This window comes from Dermabacter hominis NBRC 106157 (assembly GCF_001570785.1).
Classification (GTDB): domain Bacteria; phylum Actinomycetota; class Actinomycetes; order Actinomycetales; family Dermabacteraceae; genus Dermabacter; species Dermabacter hominis.
In genome coordinates this window covers 1-19,858 of the sequence record NZ_BCSI01000014.1, presented here as the reverse complement: position 1 = coordinate 19,858, position 19,858 = coordinate 1, and the positions used below count along the sequence as shown (strand labels likewise).

The following is a 19,858-nucleotide window of genomic DNA, read 5'->3' as shown; positions in this document are numbered from 1 at the left end:
TTAGAAAGCGGGGATGACGGAGCCGTCGGTGTAGGTCTTCTCGATGAAGGCCTTCACCTCGGCCGAGTGCAGGAGCTCTTCGAGCTTCTTGAGATGCTCGTTACCGTCATCCTCGCTTCGCCATACGAGGAGGTTCGCGTAGGGGCTGTCTTCCCCTGGCTCCAGGAAAAGCGAATCCTTGTTGGGCTTCAACCCCGCCTCGAGCGCGAAGTTTCCGTTGATGACGGCCGCGGCGAAGTCGCCGAGCGAACGGGGAATCTGACCGCCCTCGAGCTCGGTGAACTTGAGGTTCTTTGGGTTCTCCTTGACATCCTCGGGCTTGACGAGAGCGTCCTCGGGGGCGTCACCGAGCGAGATGAGCCCCGCCGATTCGAGAAGCCTCAGACCACGCGCGGTGTTCGCGGGATCGCTGTTGAGCGCGATCTCGCCGCCCTCGGCGATCTCTTCGATGCTCTTCGCCTTCTCCGAGTACAGGCCAAGAGGCTCGATGTGCACGCCCTTGCCGGCCGTGAACTTGTAGCCGTTTTCTTCAATCTCGTTCTTGAGGAAGTTCGGGGTCTGGTAGAAGTTCGCGTCGGTGTCGCCCGCCTCGAGGTCCTTGTTCGGCAGGATGTAGTCGGTGTATTCGACGATCTCGATGTCGAGCCCAGCGTCTTTCGCGAGCTCATCCTTCACATACTGAAGAATCTCGGCGTGAGGAACGGGGGAGGCTCCGACCTTGAGCACGGAGTTGGGGCCCGATTCACCCTTCTCCCCATCGGTGCCCGGGGAGTTCGACACGCATGCGCTCAGCAGGCCGATGCCCGCGAGTCCGGCGGCGGAGGTGAGGAGGGTACGGCGGTTGAGGTTCGTCATAATGGTCTCCTTAGATGATCTCGTGTGGCACTAGCCTGCCCCGGGCGACGTGCCTGGCGCGAGAAATGTGACGTTTCGTGACAACAACGTGCGTGGCGGGATCGGTAGGGCGGGTCCGACGTCGGACTGCCCCGTAGTGAACCCGCGTGCGCCTAGCCCTTAGCTCGGTGATCGACCGCTCGGGACGCCCAGTCCCCCACGACTTGAACGATCACGACGAGAATGACGAGGACGACGACGGTCGTGATCATGACCGTGTCGTTGTAGCTCAAGTACCCCTTGCGGAAGGCCAGGTCACCGAGGCCGCCGGCGCCGACGGTGCCCGCCATCGCGGTGTAGCCGACCACGCCAATCGTTGTCGTGGTGATGCCGGCGATGATGCCGGGAAGCGCTTCGGCGAGCAGCACATGCCGGATCACCTGGAATCGGCTGGCTCCCATCATCTCGACTGCCTCGAGCTTGCCGGCGGGGATTTCCCTGAGCGCGGTTTCAACGAGTCGCGCGAGGAAGGGAACGGCGGCGATCGTGAGGGAGATGATGGCGGCGTTTGGCCCCGTTCCTCGCCCGACGATCGCCTTCGCGAGTGGCAGGAGGGCGATGATGAGGATGACGAAGGGGAAGCTGCGCAGCACGTTCACGATGAAGCCGAGCACCTGATAGGCGAGTCGGGCAACGCGGCCGTGGGCGCGCGAGAGCTCAAAAAGACCGATCCCCAGGGGAATGCCGATGACGACGCTCAGTGCCATGGTCCACGCGACCATGTAGATCGTGAGACCCGTGTTGATCCACAGCGAGTTATTCGTGCTCGTCGAGGTAAAGATCGGGTCGGAGAAAAACTCCTGGAACCACTGGGTCACGGCTGCACCTCCGCGGCGACGATGTTGTTGTCTGCGCAGTCCTTCACAAACTTGGCGAAGCCCGGCGCACTGATGGGACTGTTATCGGCATTGCGGAGCGCGAGCTGCACGCGGCCGATCTGCTGTCCCTGGATGGTTTCGATCGACGCGGCGACGACCTCGGCGAGGGCGTCGTGCTCCTCGGTGAAGCGCACGATGTCGTTAACGTTGTTGACGACCGGCGATTTTCCGTAGTCCAGGTTGACGATCTTCGCATCGACACCCGTGGGTGCTGGCGGGAGCGGAATGAGCTCTTTGGCGAGTCGGCCGAAGGGGTCGGAGGCGACGTCGAGGAGGGTGCCAGTCTGCACGATCGCGCCGTCCTCGAGGAGAGTCACGTGGTCGCAAATTTCGCGTACCGCGCTCATCTCGTGGGTGATGAGGAGGACCGTGATGCCGAGGCGACGGTTGAGGTTCTTGATGAGCGCGAGAATCTGCCGGGTTGTTCCTGGATCGAGTGCGCTCGTGGGTTCGTCGCACAGCAGCACCTGGGGTCGTGCCGCGAGGCCGCGTGCGATACCGACGCGCTGAATCTGCCCGCCGGAGAGCTGAGATGGGTAGTTGTTTTCGCGACCCTCGAGTCCCACGAGAGTGATGAGCTCCGCGACGCGTTCGCGAATCTTGGCGCGCGACCAGCCGGCGATCTCGAGGGGGTGCGCGATGTTGCGTGCGGCCGTGCGCGAGTCCAGCAGGTTCGCGTGCTGAAAGACCATGCCGATCTTCCGTCGCGCCGTTCGCAGCTGAGGACCATTGAGCGCGGCGATGTCGGTGTCGCCGATCCGAACGGTCCCGCTCGTGGGCTTTTCGAGCCCCGTGAGGCAGCGAATCAGCGTCGATTTACCAGCGCCGGAGCGGCCGACGATGCCGTGGATCTCGCCTTCGGCGACGTTCAGTGAGATGCCGTCGAGGGCGCGAACCTCGGCACCGCCGGTTCCGGGGAAGACTTTCGTAAGGCCGTCAAGTGTGATCACGCGCTCCAGTATCCGTGAAACGCGGCGCGAAGGCAGATGTCAGTTCATGAAAGGACACACAGTTCACACGTGCCGGCCTTGGCCGGGGCGCGCAGACGCCTACTGATCCTGGGGCGGTTGCTGCTGACCCTGCGGGTCGTGCTGCCCGTAGCCGTAGGCCTGTTCGGGTGTGAATCCGGGCGCCTGAGGAGCACTCGGCTGGCCCTGCGGATAGCCCTGCCCACTCGGCTGCTGGCCATACTGCGGAGCCTGGTTCTGCTGCGAATAGTCCTGCTGCGGAGCACTCGCCTGACCCTGCGGATAGCCCTGCCCGCTCGGCTGTTGACCGTACTGCGGAGCGGGGTTCTGCTGCGGAGCACTCGCCTGACCCTGCGGGTAGCCCTGCCCACTCAGCTGCTGGCCATACTGCGGTGCCGGGTTCTGCTGCGGAGCACTCGCCTGACCCTGCGGGTAACCCTGCTGCGGGGCGCTGGTCTGGCCCTGCTGGGCCTGTTGCCCGAAGTTCTGCGCCTGGTTCTGCACGTTCGTCGCGAGGGCAGCGAAGTCAACCTTTTTCTGCTGCACCTCGGTTGCGGGATACTCCTCGTTCGCACCGTGCTGCTTGTGCACAAAACCGCCCACGACGGCGGGCACAAACGCTGAGTAGAACGGGGCGATAAAGCGGGAAATGACCTCGATCAGGATGCCCACGATTGCGGCGATGAACGGCGTCGCGAGGCTCACGCCCGCGTGCGCTTCGCCCTCGAAGTTCGCGAGGCCTGCGGATTCAAGCACGTCGCGTGCGCCGCTCGCGTCGTAGCTCGAGTTGAGGGTCGCGAAAATGATGCCGATGACGCTCAGCACGAAGAACATCGCGGGAAGTGCGGCCCACGAGGTCACGGTCGCGAGTGTGTTGCCCTGCACGCGGTGACGGGACTTCGCCCACACGCCCGCGAACACGAACATCAGGAGGAAAACGAACGGGATCGCGGGGACGATCATCCACCAGTGCGGGAGGGTGAACACCGAAACCATGTCGCCCTCCTGGCTGATCAGGAGTCCAGCGTAGGGACCCAAACCGAAGCTGTAGTTCACTGGCGAGAAGGTCGCGAGGCCGAAGTAGGTGAAGAGCACCGTCAAGAGCGTTGCCGGGAGGGCGAGGACGAGCATCACGAGCATCTTGAGGCTGTCACCAAAGTGCCCCTCATTGATCGCGGCAATGAGCACAACGGCCACGGCGCACACGAGCCCAACGATGGCTGCTGTCGCGGCGTAGAGGAGTGCGAGCTTTGCCGCATCGAAGTATTCGCTCACGAGCGGCCACTTCTTCGGGAGGGCGCGAACGCTATAGCGACCCGCGACGAGCGCAAGTGTGAGAAGCACGCAAATGGCGAGGAACGGAAGGATGCCCGCGGCGTGCACGCTCATGTTCATCTCGTACTTCATGCCGTAGCTGTCGGCCTTGTCGCTCGCACGCACGGCAAGCGCCCATGTGAGGAGGGTGGAGATGGTGGCCACGAGGAAGCTCGCCACCGCCGCCTGCACCCAGATGGCCACTGCGCCTTCGTTCGGCTTGCGCTTCGCGATGAATCGACCCGCGAAGAAGGCACCACCGAGCACAGCCGCAAGAACAAGGAACGGCACGAGCCCCTGACTCGAATACAGGGAGAAGGACGTGTCTTCCCCGCCTCCCAGGTTTCCCTTCACGGTGGCGTGGCTCGTGTACGAGCCGAGGAACGCCATCGACACTGCCTGGAAGGGCGCGCCGAGGATATAGAGGAACTCTGGGGTGTCCGGCTTTACCTCGCCGCCGGCCATTCCCGCGAGGCCGCCCTTCGGGTTAGGAACAATGCTCGGCGTGTCCAGCACCATCGAGCCGAGGAGAGGAAGCCCCACGACGATCGCGGCAACGATAAGCCCCGCCGCGTATGAGGCGAAAGCTGCGCCGAGCGTCGGCAACGGGTTGCCGATGAACGATGCGACCTGGCCAAACTGTTTGCCGGGATGCGGAGCCTGCTGGCCGGGCTGACCTTGCTGGTTCTGCGGGGGCTGCTGGAACTGCCCGTTGGGCGGGAAACTCTGCGAAGCCTGCTGACCCTGCGGGGCTTGGGGAGCGCTCGCCTGGCTCTGCGGGAAGCCTTGCGGGGCACCCTGCGGGGTGTACTGAGGCTGCTGGCCCTGCCCGCCTTGCTGGAATTGGGGCGCCTGATACTGGGGCGCTTGGCCAGAGACCTGGTGGGTGTTCGGCGCCGGCGGGGCCGACGATGCCGAAGGCGGAAGATCGGGGTTGCCGCTTGGACCGGAACCCTGAGATGGTCCCTGGTGCGGAGTGTTCGTCATGTCATGTCCTTGCTCGTGGGCGCACACGCACGGTCACCGCGCGTCTGTAACGTGCATCATCGTACGGGACTTTCTACCCTGCGCGCAGCCCCTTGCGCCGCTCGCGCAGGTCGCGGAAGAAGTCGCGCAGCATCTGTGCGCATTCGTGCTCGCGCACGCCAGTCGTGAGCCGTACGCGATGGTTGAGCCGTTCCTCGCGAACGAGATCGTAGAGCGATCCGGCAGCCCCGGCTTTCGGATCCATTGCGCCGACGACGAGGTGCTCGATACGAGCGAGGACAATCGCTCCCGCGCACATCGTGCAAGGTTCGAGGGTGACGGCGAGCGTGCAGCCGCTCAGGTTCCAGCGGCCTCGAACACGGGCCGCTTCCCGCAGAGCGAGGATTTCGGCGTGCGCGGTTGGGTCTTCGTCCGCTTCCCGACGGTTGCCGGCGCCCGCAATGAGCCTTCCCTCTTCGTCGTACACGGCTGCGCCGATGGGAATGTCCCGGCGCGGCGGCGTTGAGGCAGCGCGCGCTTCGTCGATCGCAGGCTGCATGAGCTGGTCCAATTCAGGAACCGGGTGTGTCATGCTCGCCTCGCTTTCAGTTTCGGGCCCTGGGGCCGCGGCGGATCGGCTCTCATCGTAATAGGCTGGCCTCATGCGCGTATTGAACATTGACCATCCGCTCGTTGCCCATAAACTCACCGTCCTTCGCGACAAGAACACCCCAAGTTCCGTTTTCCGCCAGCTCGCCGACGAGCTCGTCACTCTCCTCGCTTACGAGGCGACGCGCAATGTCGCCGTCGCACCCGCTGAGGTCGAGACGCCGGTCGCGACGACGATCGGCAGTAAGCTCACGGATCCAAAGCCCATGGTCGTGCCGATTCTCCGCGCGGGCCTCGGCATGCTCGATGGCATCACTCGCCTACTGCCGACGGCCGAGGTGGGCTTCCTCGGCATGGTGCGCAACGATGAAACTCTCGAAGTCACCACGTACGCAAACCGCCTCCCCGACGACCTCACGGGCCGCCAGTGCTTCGTCGTCGACCCGATGCTCGCGACGGGCCACACCCTGATCGCGTCCGTGAACTACCTTCTCGAAAAGGGCGCGCGCGACATCACGTGCGTCACTCTCCTCTCGGCGCCCGAGGGCATTGAGACCATGGAGCGCGAGCTCGACAAGAGCGCCAACATCACGGTCGTGACCGCGGCGATCGACGAAAAGCTCAACGAGAAGAACTACATTGTTCCCGGCCTTGGGGACGCGGGCGACCGACTTTTCGGGGTCGTCGACTAAGCCTCGCATTTTCCTTCCGCACGGCGCCGGCGCGGCGCGCGTTCACACGCGCTTCCTCTACCGAAGTGTTTCAGTATGTGAACGCCCACTTGCGCCGGCGCCGTTCGTGTTTCACACTGGTGGCATGAATTTCCATGCCGCATCGAGCATCAGCGAGGGGACCGCTTCGGTCTCCCGTTTCATGATGCGCGGCATGATGATGGACATGGCGATGTCCATGATGCAGGGTCAGCCGCGCCTCTAAGCGCACTGCGGAAAGCCGGCTGACAGGAGCCGGCCACTGGGCGTGGGCTCCAGGTGCCCACCGGGAGCACGCCTCGCACGCGAGTTCATCTCACTCCCCCGCGAGATCCCGGATTCCCATTCTTTTCGCGCCGCGCGGCGCCGCATCCTGGAGAATCGCCATGACAGTTGCTGTTGATCGCCCCCTGACATCCCCCTCGACCCGCACGGTGAGCATCACGCTCACCGTTGACCTGCCCGCCTCGAGCGACGCTCGTGAAGCAACGCTGCTCGCAGATTCGCTGCGCTCCCACGCCCTCACGCTCGCGACCGCCAAGGGTGGAACCGCGCGCGTTCAGGTGGCGTCGGAATCTTCGCCTCGCCCCACCCGCTTCACGGCCGTGCCGGGCCAGAGCGCGAGCGCCTCCATCCCGCCGCGCCCCGCCGGCAAACCTCAGGCTCTCCGCCCGCGCAAAGCCGGGGTCGTGTCGCCGAACGCTCCCGCCCGCCGCGATGCCGAAGCCGCGCGGCTGCGCCTCATCCAGTCGCGTCTCGTCAGCCCGGTGAGCGCGCCCGGGCCCGTGAGCGCGCTTAGCCCGGCGAGCCCTTCGCTTCCCGGGGGTCCCGGTGCTCACCTCGCTCAGCCCTCTCTTGTGATCGACCTCTATGGCCGGCGCGTCAGGATCGACGGTGAGGATGTGGACCTCACTCATCGCGAGTTCGAACTGCTCGCGCATCTTGCCCGCAATGCTCGCTGCATCGTTTCGCGCGACGAACTCATGAGCGAGGTGTGGAGCTCGGCGGGCAGCGATGCGGGTGAGCGCACAGTTGACGTGCACATTCGCCGAGTGCGCAACAAGCTTGGCCGCTACCGGAAGCTCATTTCGACGGTGAGAGGCTCGGGTTACAGGCTCGAGCTCGGTAGCGACGTTGCGCTGCTCGGCGCGAGGTAGCGAGAGCGCGGGGCGCATCGATTAACACACGAACGGACCGGAGCGCGCACAAATGGGGCTCACGGTCCGTCCGCTGGCTCCGCGGGACAAAGGGGGGAGGTCCCTGCGGAGCGGCGATCGGGTTCGGGGGAACATCCGATCGCCAGGCCGCACGCGCAAGGGGGTGAGCGCTGTGCGGCGGCTATATTCCGGCACATGTGCCGTGCTTGTGCCGCACCTGCGGCACCGGAGTGCCGCGGAGCGGGCAACGCCGGTACTCCAACTCTAAAACACTTCGCGGCAAATGTGAACCTCGTTTGTCCCTCCACATTCGAGTACTATCCACGGGCGGATTGGTGCCGGCATCCATGTGCCATCCACCGTTTAAGGTCGGGCCGTTACGATGGGGGGCTAGGGCGCTCACCCGTCCTAGTCAGCATCCCCCATTTCCAGCGAGGACCTTCATGATTGCTCACGCACGTATCGTTTCGGCGAAGGACGCCACGATTCAGTTCGCCGATCGCGCCGAACGCATCGAAGGCGAGAGCAGGAACGAGGTGCGCACTGCGATCAAGCACGCCTTCGTCGCGGAAGCGCGAAAGCAGGAATCGCCGATCGACGTCGTCATTTTCGACGGCCCGGCGACCCACAATCTTCGCGTCGAGCCCAATGGCCGGATCCAGCCACGCGAGGCGGATTCTCGGCCGCTTTACGCCTCAAGCGCAGCAATGCCTGCCGCTTCGGGCCAAAAGCGCGGGCGCCATTCGGCGCTGAGCGCCACGAGCCCGGCTTCCGGAAACGCCTCGCGACCCGCGAGCGCCTCCTCCCCCGGCTCCGCGAGCGCGGCCTCTGCTGCGGCCCTCGCCGACCTGCAAAAGCGACTCGCGGCCGCTGACGAGCGTCCGGCTGCCGATTCGATGTCCTCTCCCGAGGCCCTCGATGGCACGCGCCGCGCAGGTGGCGACGAACTCACCCCCTCCTCGGCGACAAAGCCGCACGAGCCCGTTGTGGCTCCGAAGCGCGAGCTTCCCAAGGACGATCTGCCGACCCTCGATGACCTGCGTGCGGGCAACGACGCTCACCGCAAGCCGGTCGCCACGCGAGGCTTCAACAAGTTCGTCCGCCAGGCCACCTTTGGTCTCATTAAGCCCGGTCCGGGGCGCGCGGAGCGCCGCGAACTCGATCAGATCGAGCGGATCCGCAAGCGGCTCGACGCGCCGAAGAACATCGCGGTCGTGAACCTCAAGGGCGGCGCCCACAAGACCACGAGCGTGCTCATGCTCGCCGCGACTCTCGGCATGTTCCGCGGCGGCAGCGTGCTCGCATGGGATAACAACGAGACGCGCGGCACCCTGGGCTGGCGCGGCATCCCGAGCGACCACCACCTCACGGCGCTCGACCTTCTCAATAACCTCGACCACTTCGCGGGCACGGATGCGCGCGTTGCTGATCTCGACAAGTACGTGCGCCCGCAAGGCGACATGAACTTCGACATCCTCGCGTCTGATGAGGATCCGGGATCGGCGGCGTCGATCGATGGCGATGCGTTCAATCGCCTCAACGACACGCTCTCGCGCTTCTACCGCATCAAGGTCGTGGACACGGGCAACAATGTTCGCGCCTCGAACTGGCTGGCCGCCGTCGAGGGCGCCGATCAGCTCGTGATCGTCTCGACCGTGCGCGAAGACACCTTCAACGCCGCGGCGTGGATGATCGATGAACTCCGCATGACGGGCCACAAGAAGCAGGTCGAGAACGCGGTCACGATCCTGTCGCACTCCTCGCGCGGCAAGATTGACCGCGTGCTGCGCAAGCGCCTCCTGCACCACTTCGGCGCTCACACGCGCGCCGTGCTTGAGGTTCCGTTCGAGCCGCACTTCGTGGATGGCGGAAGCCTCGAATGGGCCAAGCTCTCGAAGGAGACGCGCGAGGCGTGGATGAACGCAACCGCGACAGTAGCCGACGGGCTCTGAGCACCACCGCAGCTTCGCACGCGACGCGCGAGGCTGCGCTCCACTCGTGCACGCTCCACCTTCACGCTGATGACGCACTCGGCGTGAGCCTGTGGGCCCACGTGACCGACTCCGAGCGCCGCGCGCATACGCTCGACGCTCTCGAACCTGCACTCACGGCGCTTTCTCCCGAGGGCACTCGACCCGCGCCACTCGCTCCGATCGGGGCGTGGCTCACGCGGCCCATGCGTCACGTGATCGAGGTCGAGCTCCTTGGCCGCCGCACCCGCGTGCGCACCCTCGCGCTCGAAAGCGCGCACCTTGCCGAACTCACAACCGCGCTGCGCACACGCATCGCTCACCTCGCACGCACGTCGGCAACGCCGAGAGATACGAGCAAGGAGGGCATCAACCGCCTCATCGGTGAACTCGCCGAGGCCGGGCGCCCACTCGACCTCGGAGAGGGAATCCTTCTCGCCCCCGAGACGCTCGCCGTTCTCAACCTCGATTCGCACGCACGCCGCATCGTCGAGCGGCGCGACATCGTTCCCGGTCCTGAAAGCGCGCACGACACGAGCCGCGTGCGATGGCGCCTCGCCCCCGGTCTCGCGGTGGGCACCTCCCCCGCTCATCCCGCGCTCGAACACCTCGTCGATGCCCACGCGCGCGTGGCCTTCACGCGCCTGCGCACGGAACACGAACGGGCGGGAAAGCTCCCGGGCGCCGAGGAACTCGCGGGGCTCGACCCCGTGGGCGCGGCGCTCCTCGATGCTCTCGACGACAGCGACGCGCTTCTCACGCTCGACACGATCAACGATCGCCGCGTGCGAAAAGCTCTCGACGATTTCGCCCAATCGGCGCTCACCGGCGTCCTCTTGAGCGAGGCGCGGCCGCGTCTCACGGTGCGCGTGCGCGAGGCGCAAAAGAAGGGGTACGACGCCGGCTCGGCAACCGTCGGACTGCGTGTGTACTCCAATGCCGCCCGCTGGCAGGTCGAGGTGTGCCTCGCGGAAACGTCGGGCCGCGTGCACCTGCTCGGGGAGCTCGTCAACGCGGGTGACCTCACGAGTGTGGGGGCGCTCGAACACGCCTCCCACGTGCGCCGTCTTTCTCCGACGCTTGCGGCGATCCACGCCGAGCCGGGCGGGCTCACGTGGAACCTCTCCACGAAGGAACTCTCGCGCTTCCTCACCGACGATGCGGCCGTGCTCGAAACCGAGGGCATCGCGGTCATGCTTCCGCGCGAATGGACGAAGCAGCCCGTGAGCGTGGTCGCGAAGGTAGCAACGCCGCAGGAGGATCCCGAGGATCGCCCCACAAAGTCGGTGGGACTCTCGGGTGCCATGGCGTCGTTTGAGTTCTCGGTCGCCGTCGGGGAATCGATGCTGAGCCCCGAAGAGCTCGAGGAACTCCTCGAAGAGCAGCGCGAACTCGTGAACATCCGCGGGCAGTGGGTGCGCCTCGATTCCTCGACGCTTCGTGCCGCGACGGCCTTCCTCGCGGGCGCCCGCCGCGCCGCCGCGGTGCAACCACGCGATGACGGGCACGAGAAACTCTCCGACGTTCAGTTCCGAAGCCTGCTCGCGCACGAGGACCTGAGCGATCTGAATCTGCGCGTCGAGGCCACGAGCGCCAATGGCGACGAACTCCTTTTCGGTGCCGATAAAGTCTCCGTGCCGGCGCTGCCCGCACCGCGCACGCTCAAGGCGACGCTCCGCCCCTATCAAAAGCGCGGCCTCGATTGGCTCACGTTCCTCGACTCTCGCGGCCTCGGCGGGATCCTCGCCGACGACATGGGCCTCGGCAAAACGATGCAGGTCCTCGCGTTCCTCGCGCGCGAACGCGAGAAGCTCCCCCAGATCGGGCCCACGCTTCTCGTGTGCCCCATGTCCGTCCTCGGTAGCTGGCAGCGCGAGGCTGAGCGCTGGCTCCCCAGCCTCGACGTCCACATTCACCACGGCCCCGATCGACTCCACGGCGAGGCGTTCCGCGAGCGCGCTCGCGCTTCCCACCTCACCCTCACGACCTATGCGCTCGTCGCACGCGATTTCGATGATCTCGCCTCCGCGACGTTCCACCGTGTGATCCTCGACGAGGCGCAACACGTCAAGAATCACGACACCGGTGTCACGCAGGCCGTCAAGGCCCTGCCCGAGGGGCGGCGGCTTGCTCTCACGGGCACGCCCGTCGAGAACGACCTCACTGATCTCCACTCGATCCTTTCGATCACCACGCCGGGGCTGCTGCCGAGCGAGGCCGCGTTTAGGGAGAGGTTCGTCAAGCCGATCAACGAGGGCAACCAGGCCGTGCAGGAGCGCTTGAGCCTTGTGACGCGCCCCTTCATCCTGCGGCGCGTCAAGACGGATCGAAGCATCATTTCGGATCTTCCCGACAAGCGGGAGGAGCGCGAGCTCGTCAATATCACCGAGGAGCAGGCCGGGCTCTACAAGGCGCTCGTCGAGGACATGACGAAAGAGCTCGAGCAGCTCGCGAAAGTTTCTGACCCCCTCGCCCGCGACCGCCGGCGCCGCACGATCGTGAGCACCACGATCATGAAATTGAAGCAGGTCCTCGGGCATCCCGCGCACTTTCTCGGCGACGGCTCGCCCCTGCTGGATGCCGCTGGCGAACACAGAAGCGGAAAGCTTGAGCGGCTCGATTCGATCCTCGGATCTGTCGTCGCGAACAACGAGAAGGCCCTCATTTTCACGCAGTTCACGGCGTTTGCCCCCACGATGCTCGAGCATTGGAACAACACGTTCGGGATTCGCGTGCCGTTCCTCCACGGTGGAATCTCGAAGGCCGAGCGCGACGAGATGGTGCGCGAGTTCCAGAACTCGCCCGGCACCCCGGGGGCGATGCTCCTTTCGCTCCGTGCAGGCGGCACCGGCATCACTCTCACCGCTGCGAACCACGTGATCCACCTGGATCGTTGGTGGAATCCGGCCGTTGAAAACCAGGCCACCGACCGCGCCTTCCGCATCGGCCAAACGCGGGACGTTTCCGTCCACAAGCTCATCTCGATCGGAACGATCGAGGAGAAGATCGACGATGTGCTGCGCACCAAGCTCGAGCTCGCAGAGCACACCGTCCGCTCCGGCGAAGGCTGGCTCACGGAACTCAGCAATGAGAAACTCGCCGAGATCGTCGCTCTCGGCGACGCGCGGAAGGACAGACGCCCATGAGCATCGAGATGACGTCGAAACGCGGCGCGATCGGCGAAAGCTTCCTCGCGACCGAGTTTCTCGCACGCGCCGAGGTGCAGCTCGGCCGCACGCGGCTCGCGGCCGGTAAGCGCCTCGCGCGCGCGGGCGCCGTCCAATGGCTCGACGTGACGCCCGGGCACGTGAAGGCAGAGGTCTCCGCCGCGATTGACGGCACGCTCACCCATCCGCAACTCGACTTCGGGCCGCGCCTGCCTCACGACATCGAGGCCCTCGCCGCGCGCGCCAAGCGCGACCCGCACGAGGTTCTCGCCGTGCTCGCGGGCACCTACGACAACGCCGACGAACGCACCCTCGATCGCGAAGGCCTCTCCCTCCTCCCGAGCGCGGAGTTGCCCCTGTCCTTCGGCTGCACGTGCCTGCGCTGGCCCGACGTGTGCGAGCACGTGTGGGCGCTCGCCGTCGCCTTCACCGAGCACATCGACCGGGCGCCAGCGGACTACCTTGCCCTTCTGGGGTTGGACGTGGAGAAGCTTCACCTCACGAAAGCAGCGTCCGACGCTCCCTCGGCAACCGTCGGACCACATCCCCACGTGGAGACTCGCACCCGTTTTGATCCCGCGCGGCTCGAATCCGAGATACTGGTGAGAGCAATGGGCGAAGAGGCAGCGGCTCTCGTGGCCGCGTTCTACGCTGAAGCACAAAGAGGCGGCGACGTGCCGCACACCGAGACGAAAGGACGGGGCCAGGGCGATGGCTCACGAGCTGACACAGGAGACGATTGACGCCGTCGCGGCGATTTTTGACAAGGCTGTCGCGGAGCACCGCATGGCGGGCGTCGCGTGGGGCATTGCGTCGGGCGGTGAGGTGCTCGCCTCGGGTGGTGCGGGCTCGAGCGCGCTCGTGGGCGGCGAAAGGGCCGAGGGGGCATTCACGCCTCGCGCCGATTCAATCTCGCGCATTGCGTCGATGACGAAGTCGTTCACGGCCGCGACGATCCTCGCGCTTCGTGATGAGGGCAAGCTGCGTCTCGACGACCCGATCGCGACTTACGTTCCTGCCGCCGCGCACATCGGGTCCTTTAGCGAGGATTCCCCCGCCCTCACACTTCGTCACGCCCTCACGATGTCGGCTGGCTTCGTGACGGATAACCCGTGGGGCGATAGGCAGGAGTCGATGAGCACCGACGAGTTCGACGAGTACATCGCGGGTGGTCTCTCGCTCATCGCCGAACCCGGCTGCGGATTCGAATACTCGAATACCGGCTTTGTGCTCCTTGGACGCGTGATCGACGAGGTCACGGGCGTGAGCTTCCGCGACGAGATACGCCGCCGCTTCATCGATCCGCTCGGGATGAAGGACACGGTGTTCTCGCTCGCGGAAATGACCGATGACCAGCGCTCGCGCGTGCTCACGGGTCACCGCGTGGGCGACGGGGAGGGCGCGAAGCGCTTTGAAGAGGTCGATTTTGACACTCCCGGCGCCTTCGGCGCGATGGCGGGGCTCTTCTCGACCGTCGCCGACGTCGCAAAATGGACGGCGTTCCTCGCCGAGGTGGGCGTGCATGGCGCCGACGGCATCAGCGACGACTCGCGCGCGATGCTCTCGCCGGCCTCGCGCCGCGAAATGCAGGAGATTCACCGCATCCAAGAGTGGCCGGTTCTCGAGGATGGAAACGGTTTCGGTCGCGTTCGCGGCTACGGCTACGGGCTCGTCGTCGAGAAATTCCCGAAGCTCGGCGACGTCATCTCGCACTCCGGTGGGTATCCGGGCTACGGCTCGTACATGGTGTGGCTGCGCGGCACGGGCCTGACCGTGATCGCCCTCGCGAACTCCAAGTACGCGCCAGCGATCCCCTGTTCCCTCGACGCGCTCGAGGCGATCCGCACCCACCAGGCCGAACTCGTCGACGCTCCCAAGCGTGAACTCGCGCCCACCACGCGCGACGCCCTCGAGAAGGCTCTCGCGTGGCTGCGCGACGTCGAGCTCGAAGGCCAGCCGACGACCCTCGTCCCAAGTGGCTCGGCGCGCACCGTTCTCGCAAACCGTGCCAAGCAGGGCGTGAGCGAGGAAAGCGACCCGCTTCTCGCGCTGTTTGCGACCAACATGGATCAGGACGTCTCGCGCGCCGAACGCGTGCGTCTGCGTGACGCGGCCCTGCGGATCGCCGGCCTCGACCGCGCCGATCTCACGCTCGAGAAGGCTGCAAGTCTGAAGGTGCTTTCACCGTTCCAAGCGGTGTGCACGTTCGAGGGCGAAAGCGGGAAGGTCCTCATCGACCTGCTCATGGATCCGCGCAAGAACTCCCAGATCCAGGCGCTCAACATCAAGGGCGAGTCGAAGGACAAGGGCGAGGCCTCGGGCGCCGCACCCATCGGAATCTGAGCGCAATGCCGCACATCCACCTCGAGGTGAGCGACCTCGATGCCGCCCTGGTCGACGACCTCGACTGGGGCGGCACGATCCTCACGATCGGCGGGCACGAGCAGTCTCACGTCAATCCCGCCGATCCGCGAGAGATCCGCTACGAGTACTTGAGGCGCATCGCGAACGTTCTCGACGAAGGATTCGAGACGGGCGCGCCGATCAGCATTCTCCACCTCGGCGCGGGTGCGCTCACACTCGCGCGGTACGTGCAGGCCACGCGCCCGGGAAGCATGCAGCTCGCGGTCGACATCGAACCCCGCCTCGTCACGTTCGTGCTCGAGAACCTGCCTCTTCCAGCGGGCACGCGCCTCGAGCACCGCGTGGGCGACGCACTTGCCGAGGTGCGTGCGCTCTCGGAGGGCCACTCATCCCCCGCCCAGGGCTCCGGTGAGGTCCGACGGTTCCACGCCGCCGTCCTCGATGTATTCAGCGGGAAGGAGACCGCGCCTCACCTCGCAACGGCAACCTTTTATGGCGCCGCGCTCGACGTGCTCGACGCGGAAGCTGAGGATCCGGGAGTGCTCCTCGTCAATATCGGCGACGACGAGCCCCAACGCTTCCTCGACGCGCAGGCGCGAGAGCTTCACGCAGCGTGCGCTGAGCGGGATTACCCCGAGCCGTGGATCCTCACTGATGCTCACGTCGCGCACTCCCGTGCGACGGGCAACTCGATTCTCGTGGCAGGCCCCCTTACGGCTCGCGAGGATTTTATGCAGATTGCCTCGCGCGTGCGGGCCTCTGGACCTCATCCCGCTGTCGTGGAGCCGTGGCGCGACGTCCTCGGCGCTTAGCTCCGCCGCGCTTTATAGGAAGCCAATGAGCGTGAGCGATGCGAAGGCACCCGCGCCGATCGCGATTGTCATGCCCGCGATGATCGCGGCCCACCCCACGAGAGTCATCCGGTCATAGCTGCGCGCACGCTCACCCAGCCCGCGCTTTCCGGTGCGAATATCGACGTCGTGCTCATCCGGGCTCGACGGCACGAGCGAAACCGCGGAGGGCATCCGTCGTTCGGGCGGATCGAACGGCGCCTCGACGTCGTCCACTTCTTCGATAATCGCGGCGCTTGGGGGACGCTGCGGCACGGGCGACGGCACGGGCTCAACGGAGGGCGGTTCCCCCTCGTACGGATCGAAATCTTCCGGAATATCCGGCATGAGGTCCACAATTTCAAGCCGGGAACCGTCGGAAAGAAGAGCCGGGGAACCGGGCTCCACGCTCGGGAGCTGCGCCAAGGCCTCCCGCGCGCTCGGGCGCTCGGCGGGGTCGCTCGCGAGCATGGCGGCGAGGACCCGGGCGAATTCGGGCGAGAGACCTTCGGGAATTGTCGTATCGCTTAGCGCGGTGGGGCCGGCGAGCGTGAACAGCACAGACGCACCAAGCGCGTAGACGTCGGCCGCGGGTGTAGCGACGGCACCGGCGGCGACCTCGGGCGCGAAGAAAGCTTCCACGGTCGCGGTGTCCACGACCGGGAAATCTGGCGCTTCGACCTCCGGCATCGCTGCGCTCACGCCCGCGAGCACAGCGAATACGGGTGGGCGATCTTCCCGGCACATGATCGTGGTGGCGCTCACGCGGCGATGCACCCACCCCGCCTCATGCATTGTTGCGAGCGCCTCGAGGATTTGCCTCGCGATCATGAGTGCCGCTGATTCGCCGAGCGTCCCCCTGAGGCTCACAACTTCGGCGAGGGTGCCACCTGACACGAGCGGCATTGCTACGAGCGCCTCGGACTCGTCCATCGCATAAGGGGAAAGAAGATGCGGGTGGGCGAAGGCGCCGTCGGAATCTTCGAGTATCCGCCTCGCCGAGACCAACTGCCCGTCATCGAGAATCTTGAGCGCGCACTGATCCTCGCGTTCGCAGTCCCACGCACGCCAGACCTCGCCCGTGCGTGAGCGCTCGACCAGGTCGATCCGCACGAAACGCTTGCCGTAGGCGTTCATAGGCCGCCCTGCCCACGCGTGCGCACACGTCCAATGAGGGTCTGGAGATCCTCGAGTCGGCGTTCCCACCACGACTCAGGCTTCACGCGCTCGAGAAGTTCATCGAGCTCTGGCACGAGATGCCACACGTGAAAGTCCGCGCCCGAATCCGCGGGTGGGCGCGCGGCGCTGGTGAAAATCCGCGCGAGAGCCTCGCCAGTGCGATCGCATTGAAACTCGACGCCAGTGACCGCCGGGTACTGGGCCTCGCGGGCCGCCTCGAGCGCGTACTCCCAGGCGGGTGCGATGTGTTCCTCAAGTCCCTGCACCGAGGCCAGTGGGGCGGGTATGCCTCGATGGGCGACCCACACGCCACGAATGTCGAGCACCGCATCCACGCGGCACAGCCGCTCACCGTCGGCCCCGGCCGCGCTCACGTACACGAGGTTGCGCAGTGCATCCGCGGGCGTCAGGGGGGACACGAATCGGGCGAGCGGTTCCGCGATTGTCGCAGGCAAAGATCGGCGAAGCGGCGCATGCTCAGCGCCCGCCAGCTCATTCCCGCTCAGCGACACGTCCTCACCTCCGAGTTCATCCATCAGTGTCGACATGGCTCGCTACTGCGCCATGTCCTTGAAACGCGAGTAATGCCCCTCGAACGCCACGGGAATGGTCTTCGTTGCGCCATTGCGGTGCTTCGCGACGATGAGGTCCGCCTCGCCCGCGCGGGCCGATTCCTTCTCGTAGTAATCCTCGCGGTGGATGAGAACGATGAGATCCGCATCCTGCTCAATCGAGCCGGATTCGCGAAGGTCACTCATCATGGGCTTTTTATCGGTGCGCTGTTCGTTTCCGCGGTTGAGCTGCGAGATCGCAATCACGGGAACCTCGATTTCTTTCGCGAGGAGTTTGAGCGCACGCGAGAATTCCGAAACCTCCTGCTGGCGCGACTCGACGCGCTTACCGGAGCTCATGAGCTGCAGGTAGTCGATCACGACCAGTTTGAGATCCGCCTTCTGCTTGAGGCGACGGCACTTCGCGCGAATCTCCATGAGGGTCATGTTCGCCGAATCGTCGATGTACAGCGGCGCATCCATGAAGCGCGTCGTGGCGCGCGCAAGGCGCTCCCAGTCCTGATCGTCCACCGTGCCGTCGCGAAGGCGGCTCATCGGCACCTGCGCTTCGGCGGCCATGATGCGCATCATGATCTCTTGGCGGTCCATTTCGAGGGAGAAAATGGCCGACGCCATCCCGTTGTGGATCGCGGCGCTCCTCATCACGTCCATGCCGAGAGTCGTCTTACCCATCGCAGGGCGCCCCGCGAAGATGATCATCTGCCCGGGGTGCAGGCCCTGGGTCAGCTCATCAAACTCCGCGAATCCCGTGGGCACGCCGTTGACCTGACCGCCCCTGGATTGGAGCATCTCGATGAAGTCCATCGTCGGCTCAATCACTTCGGAAAGCTTCACGTAGTCCTCGGACTTCGTGCGGTCCGTGACCGAGTACACCTGCGCCTGCGCTTCGTTGACGGCGGCATCAACCTCGCCGCCATCCGCGGCGAAGCCAAGCTGCACGATGCGCGTGCCAGCCTCGACGAGCCTACGGAGCGTGGCCCGCTCCGCGACGATCTCGGCATAGAACCCCGCGTTGGCGGCCGTCGGAACCGCATCGATCAAATCGGCGAGGTACGGGGCTCCGCCGACCTTCTCGAGGTTGCCCTTCTCACGCAGCGCATCGGCGACCGTCACGAAATCGGCCGGCTCCCCGCGACCGTAAAGGTCGATGATCGCCTCGTAAATGAGTTCGTGCGCGGGGCGGTAAAAGTCGTTGCTGCGGAGCTTCTCGACGACGTCGGCGATCGCATCCTTCGACAGCATCATGCCGCCAAGAACGCCCTGCTCAGCACCTAGATCCTGCGGCGGGAGGCGGTCCATCCCCTGATCGGGACCCGGCTCCAAAAGGGCGCTCGACATACGACCTCCTCAAGTCTCGGTGTGGCTGCCCCGAGGCGGGGCATGAATGCCCCAGAATCCTACCGCGAAGCGCTACTCGGCAACGAGGTCGCGCGCTTCCGGGTTCTTCTCAAGCCATCCCTGCACGTAGGGGCACACGGGACGAACCTTCACGCCGTGACGGCGCGCATGTTCGAACGCCGCGGCGGTCACCTCGCCCGCGATGCCTCGCCCGCGAAACTCCGGATCCGTCACGACATGCGTGGCGACGAAAATGGCGCCATCATTCTCGCGGTCGTATTCGAGGTACCCCGCTTCTACGCCACCTTCCGTGGCAATGAAGCGCTGCTGGTCAGAAAAATGAGTCACGGTAGCCATGCCTTAAGTGTCGCAGGAGCGCGCGGTTTTCAACAGGTTTTCGGTCATTTTGGGCCGCGGGTCCCAGGTCACGGGCGGAACGCGCGTGGCTCATTCGGTTCCGACGCTTGCCCGGCAACCTGTGGGCTCACGCCCAAGCCGCCTCCTTCCCCCTTCTCTCCATGGCTCCCACGGTTCTCACTGAGTCCACCACGTTTCTCTCCGAGTCCCCACCACACGTCTTCCCGGCTCCCCCACACGTATCCCCGGGCCCCACCACACTTCTCTCCGGGGCCCCACAACGCTTCGCCATCTTTGCGACACGCCTCGCGCTTCGGTTGTTCTTGGTGGGCCTATCCACATTCGTGAATTCGTTTCAGTTGGCGATTTGTCGCTCGGTGGGGTTTTATGCGGTGGGTTGCGCTCCACAATCTGTTTTATCCACAAATTATTTCGGTTTTCCACAGTGTTTTCTGGATTACTGGGCGTTTTCCGCACACCGCGGTCACCAGGACCTTCATATGGCGAGGGTGGCGCGTTTAAATGTCTCACCCCTCCTTTAGGCTCGAGTTGTCTCGAGAAAGAAAAGAGCCGGGTTTAAATGTC

At 65.3% G+C, this 19,858-nt stretch carries 16 protein-coding genes; 7 read left to right on the top strand and 9 right to left on the bottom strand.

Features of this window, described 5'->3' with window-relative positions; genetic code table 11:
* The 5 genes from DEHOM01_RS09015 to DEHOM01_RS08995 all read right to left on the bottom strand — a co-directional run bounded on the left by DEHOM01_RS09015 (position 1) and on the right by DEHOM01_RS08995 (position 5,612).
* Positions 1–855 (bottom strand): MetQ/NlpA family ABC transporter substrate-binding protein, encoded by an 855-nt coding sequence (locus tag DEHOM01_RS09015; protein ID WP_082738828.1) that lies wholly within the window; start codon positions 853–855, stop codon positions 1–3.
* Positions 856–1,007: 152 nt separating this feature from the next.
* Entirely contained in the window at positions 1,008–1,712 is a 705-nt protein-coding gene (locus DEHOM01_RS09010) for a methionine ABC transporter permease (protein ID WP_217998007.1), read from the bottom strand.
* Positions 1,709–2,722, bottom strand: coding sequence for a methionine ABC transporter ATP-binding protein (locus DEHOM01_RS09005; RefSeq protein ID WP_061212472.1), 1,014 nt, complete (start codon positions 2,720–2,722; stop codon positions 1,709–1,711). The genes DEHOM01_RS09010 and DEHOM01_RS09005 overlap by 4 nt, the downstream gene beginning before the upstream one ends.
* 99 nt (positions 2,723–2,821) lie before the next feature.
* Complete coding sequence (locus DEHOM01_RS09000; RefSeq protein WP_061212471.1) at positions 2,822–5,041, bottom strand: hypothetical protein; 2,220 nt, start codon at positions 5,039–5,041, stop codon at positions 2,822–2,824.
* A gap of 73 nt (positions 5,042–5,114) precedes the next feature.
* Positions 5,115–5,612, bottom strand: a complete 498-nt coding sequence (locus DEHOM01_RS08995) for a nucleoside deaminase (RefSeq protein ID WP_061212480.1) — start codon at positions 5,610–5,612, stop codon at positions 5,115–5,117.
* A gap of 70 nt (positions 5,613–5,682) precedes the next feature.
* On the opposite strand from DEHOM01_RS08995, the gene upp reads away from it, so the two are divergent.
* The 7 genes from upp (at position 5,683) to DEHOM01_RS08955 (ending at position 15,809) form a co-directional block, all read left to right on the top strand.
* Complete coding sequence (gene upp, locus DEHOM01_RS08990) at positions 5,683–6,321, top strand: uracil phosphoribosyltransferase (RefSeq protein ID WP_016663699.1); 639 nt, start codon at positions 5,683–5,685, stop codon at positions 6,319–6,321.
* A 404-nt stretch (positions 6,322–6,725) separates the two neighbouring features.
* Positions 6,726–7,496: a winged helix-turn-helix domain-containing protein gene (locus DEHOM01_RS08980; protein ID WP_061212469.1), complete on the top strand. Its 771-nt coding sequence runs from the start codon at positions 6,726–6,728 to the stop codon at positions 7,494–7,496.
* A gap of 443 nt (positions 7,497–7,939) precedes the next feature.
* Positions 7,940–9,448, top strand: coding sequence for a MinD/ParA family ATP-binding protein (locus DEHOM01_RS08975; protein ID WP_061212468.1), 1,509 nt, complete (start codon positions 7,940–7,942; stop codon positions 9,446–9,448).
* Positions 9,409–12,612, top strand: coding sequence for a DEAD/DEAH box helicase (locus DEHOM01_RS08970; RefSeq protein ID WP_061212467.1), 3,204 nt, complete (start codon positions 9,409–9,411; stop codon positions 12,610–12,612). Before DEHOM01_RS08975 ends, DEHOM01_RS08970 begins: the two co-directional genes overlap by 40 nt.
* A complete protein-coding gene (locus DEHOM01_RS08965; protein WP_061212466.1) occupies positions 12,609–13,376 on the top strand; it encodes an SWIM zinc finger family protein in 768 nt (255 codons plus the stop codon). Before DEHOM01_RS08970 ends, DEHOM01_RS08965 begins: the two co-directional genes overlap by 4 nt.
* Positions 13,345–14,976, top strand: a complete 1,632-nt coding sequence (locus DEHOM01_RS08960) for a serine hydrolase domain-containing protein (protein ID WP_061212465.1) — start codon at positions 13,345–13,347, stop codon at positions 14,974–14,976. Before DEHOM01_RS08965 ends, DEHOM01_RS08960 begins: the two co-directional genes overlap by 32 nt.
* 5 nt (positions 14,977–14,981) lie before the next feature.
* On the top strand, positions 14,982–15,809 hold the full coding sequence (locus DEHOM01_RS08955) for a spermidine synthase (RefSeq protein WP_061212464.1): 828 nt from the start codon (positions 14,982–14,984) through the stop codon (positions 15,807–15,809).
* Between the two features lie 12 nt (positions 15,810–15,821).
* Here DEHOM01_RS08955 and DEHOM01_RS08950 read toward each other — a convergent pair whose 3' ends face one another.
* The 4 genes from DEHOM01_RS08950 to DEHOM01_RS08935 form a co-directional block, all read right to left on the bottom strand.
* A complete protein-coding gene (locus tag DEHOM01_RS08950; protein WP_061212463.1) occupies positions 15,822–16,964 on the bottom strand; it encodes a protein kinase domain-containing protein in 1,143 nt (380 codons plus the stop codon).
* Positions 16,961–17,554 (bottom strand): hypothetical protein, encoded by a 594-nt coding sequence (locus DEHOM01_RS08945; RefSeq protein ID WP_156468340.1) that lies wholly within the window; start codon positions 17,552–17,554, stop codon positions 16,961–16,963. Before DEHOM01_RS08945 ends, DEHOM01_RS08950 begins: the two co-directional genes overlap by 4 nt.
* A gap of 6 nt (positions 17,555–17,560) precedes the next feature.
* Positions 17,561–18,916 carry a replicative DNA helicase gene (gene dnaB / locus DEHOM01_RS08940; protein ID WP_034371573.1) on the bottom strand — a complete coding sequence of 452 codons (1,356 nt, stop codon included), beginning with the start codon at positions 18,914–18,916 and terminating at the stop codon, positions 17,561–17,563.
* A 72-nt stretch (positions 18,917–18,988) separates the two neighbouring features.
* Entirely contained in the window at positions 18,989–19,273 is a 285-nt protein-coding gene (locus DEHOM01_RS08935) for a GNAT family N-acetyltransferase (protein WP_061212461.1), read from the bottom strand.
* Positions 19,274–19,858: the final 585 nt, after the last annotated feature.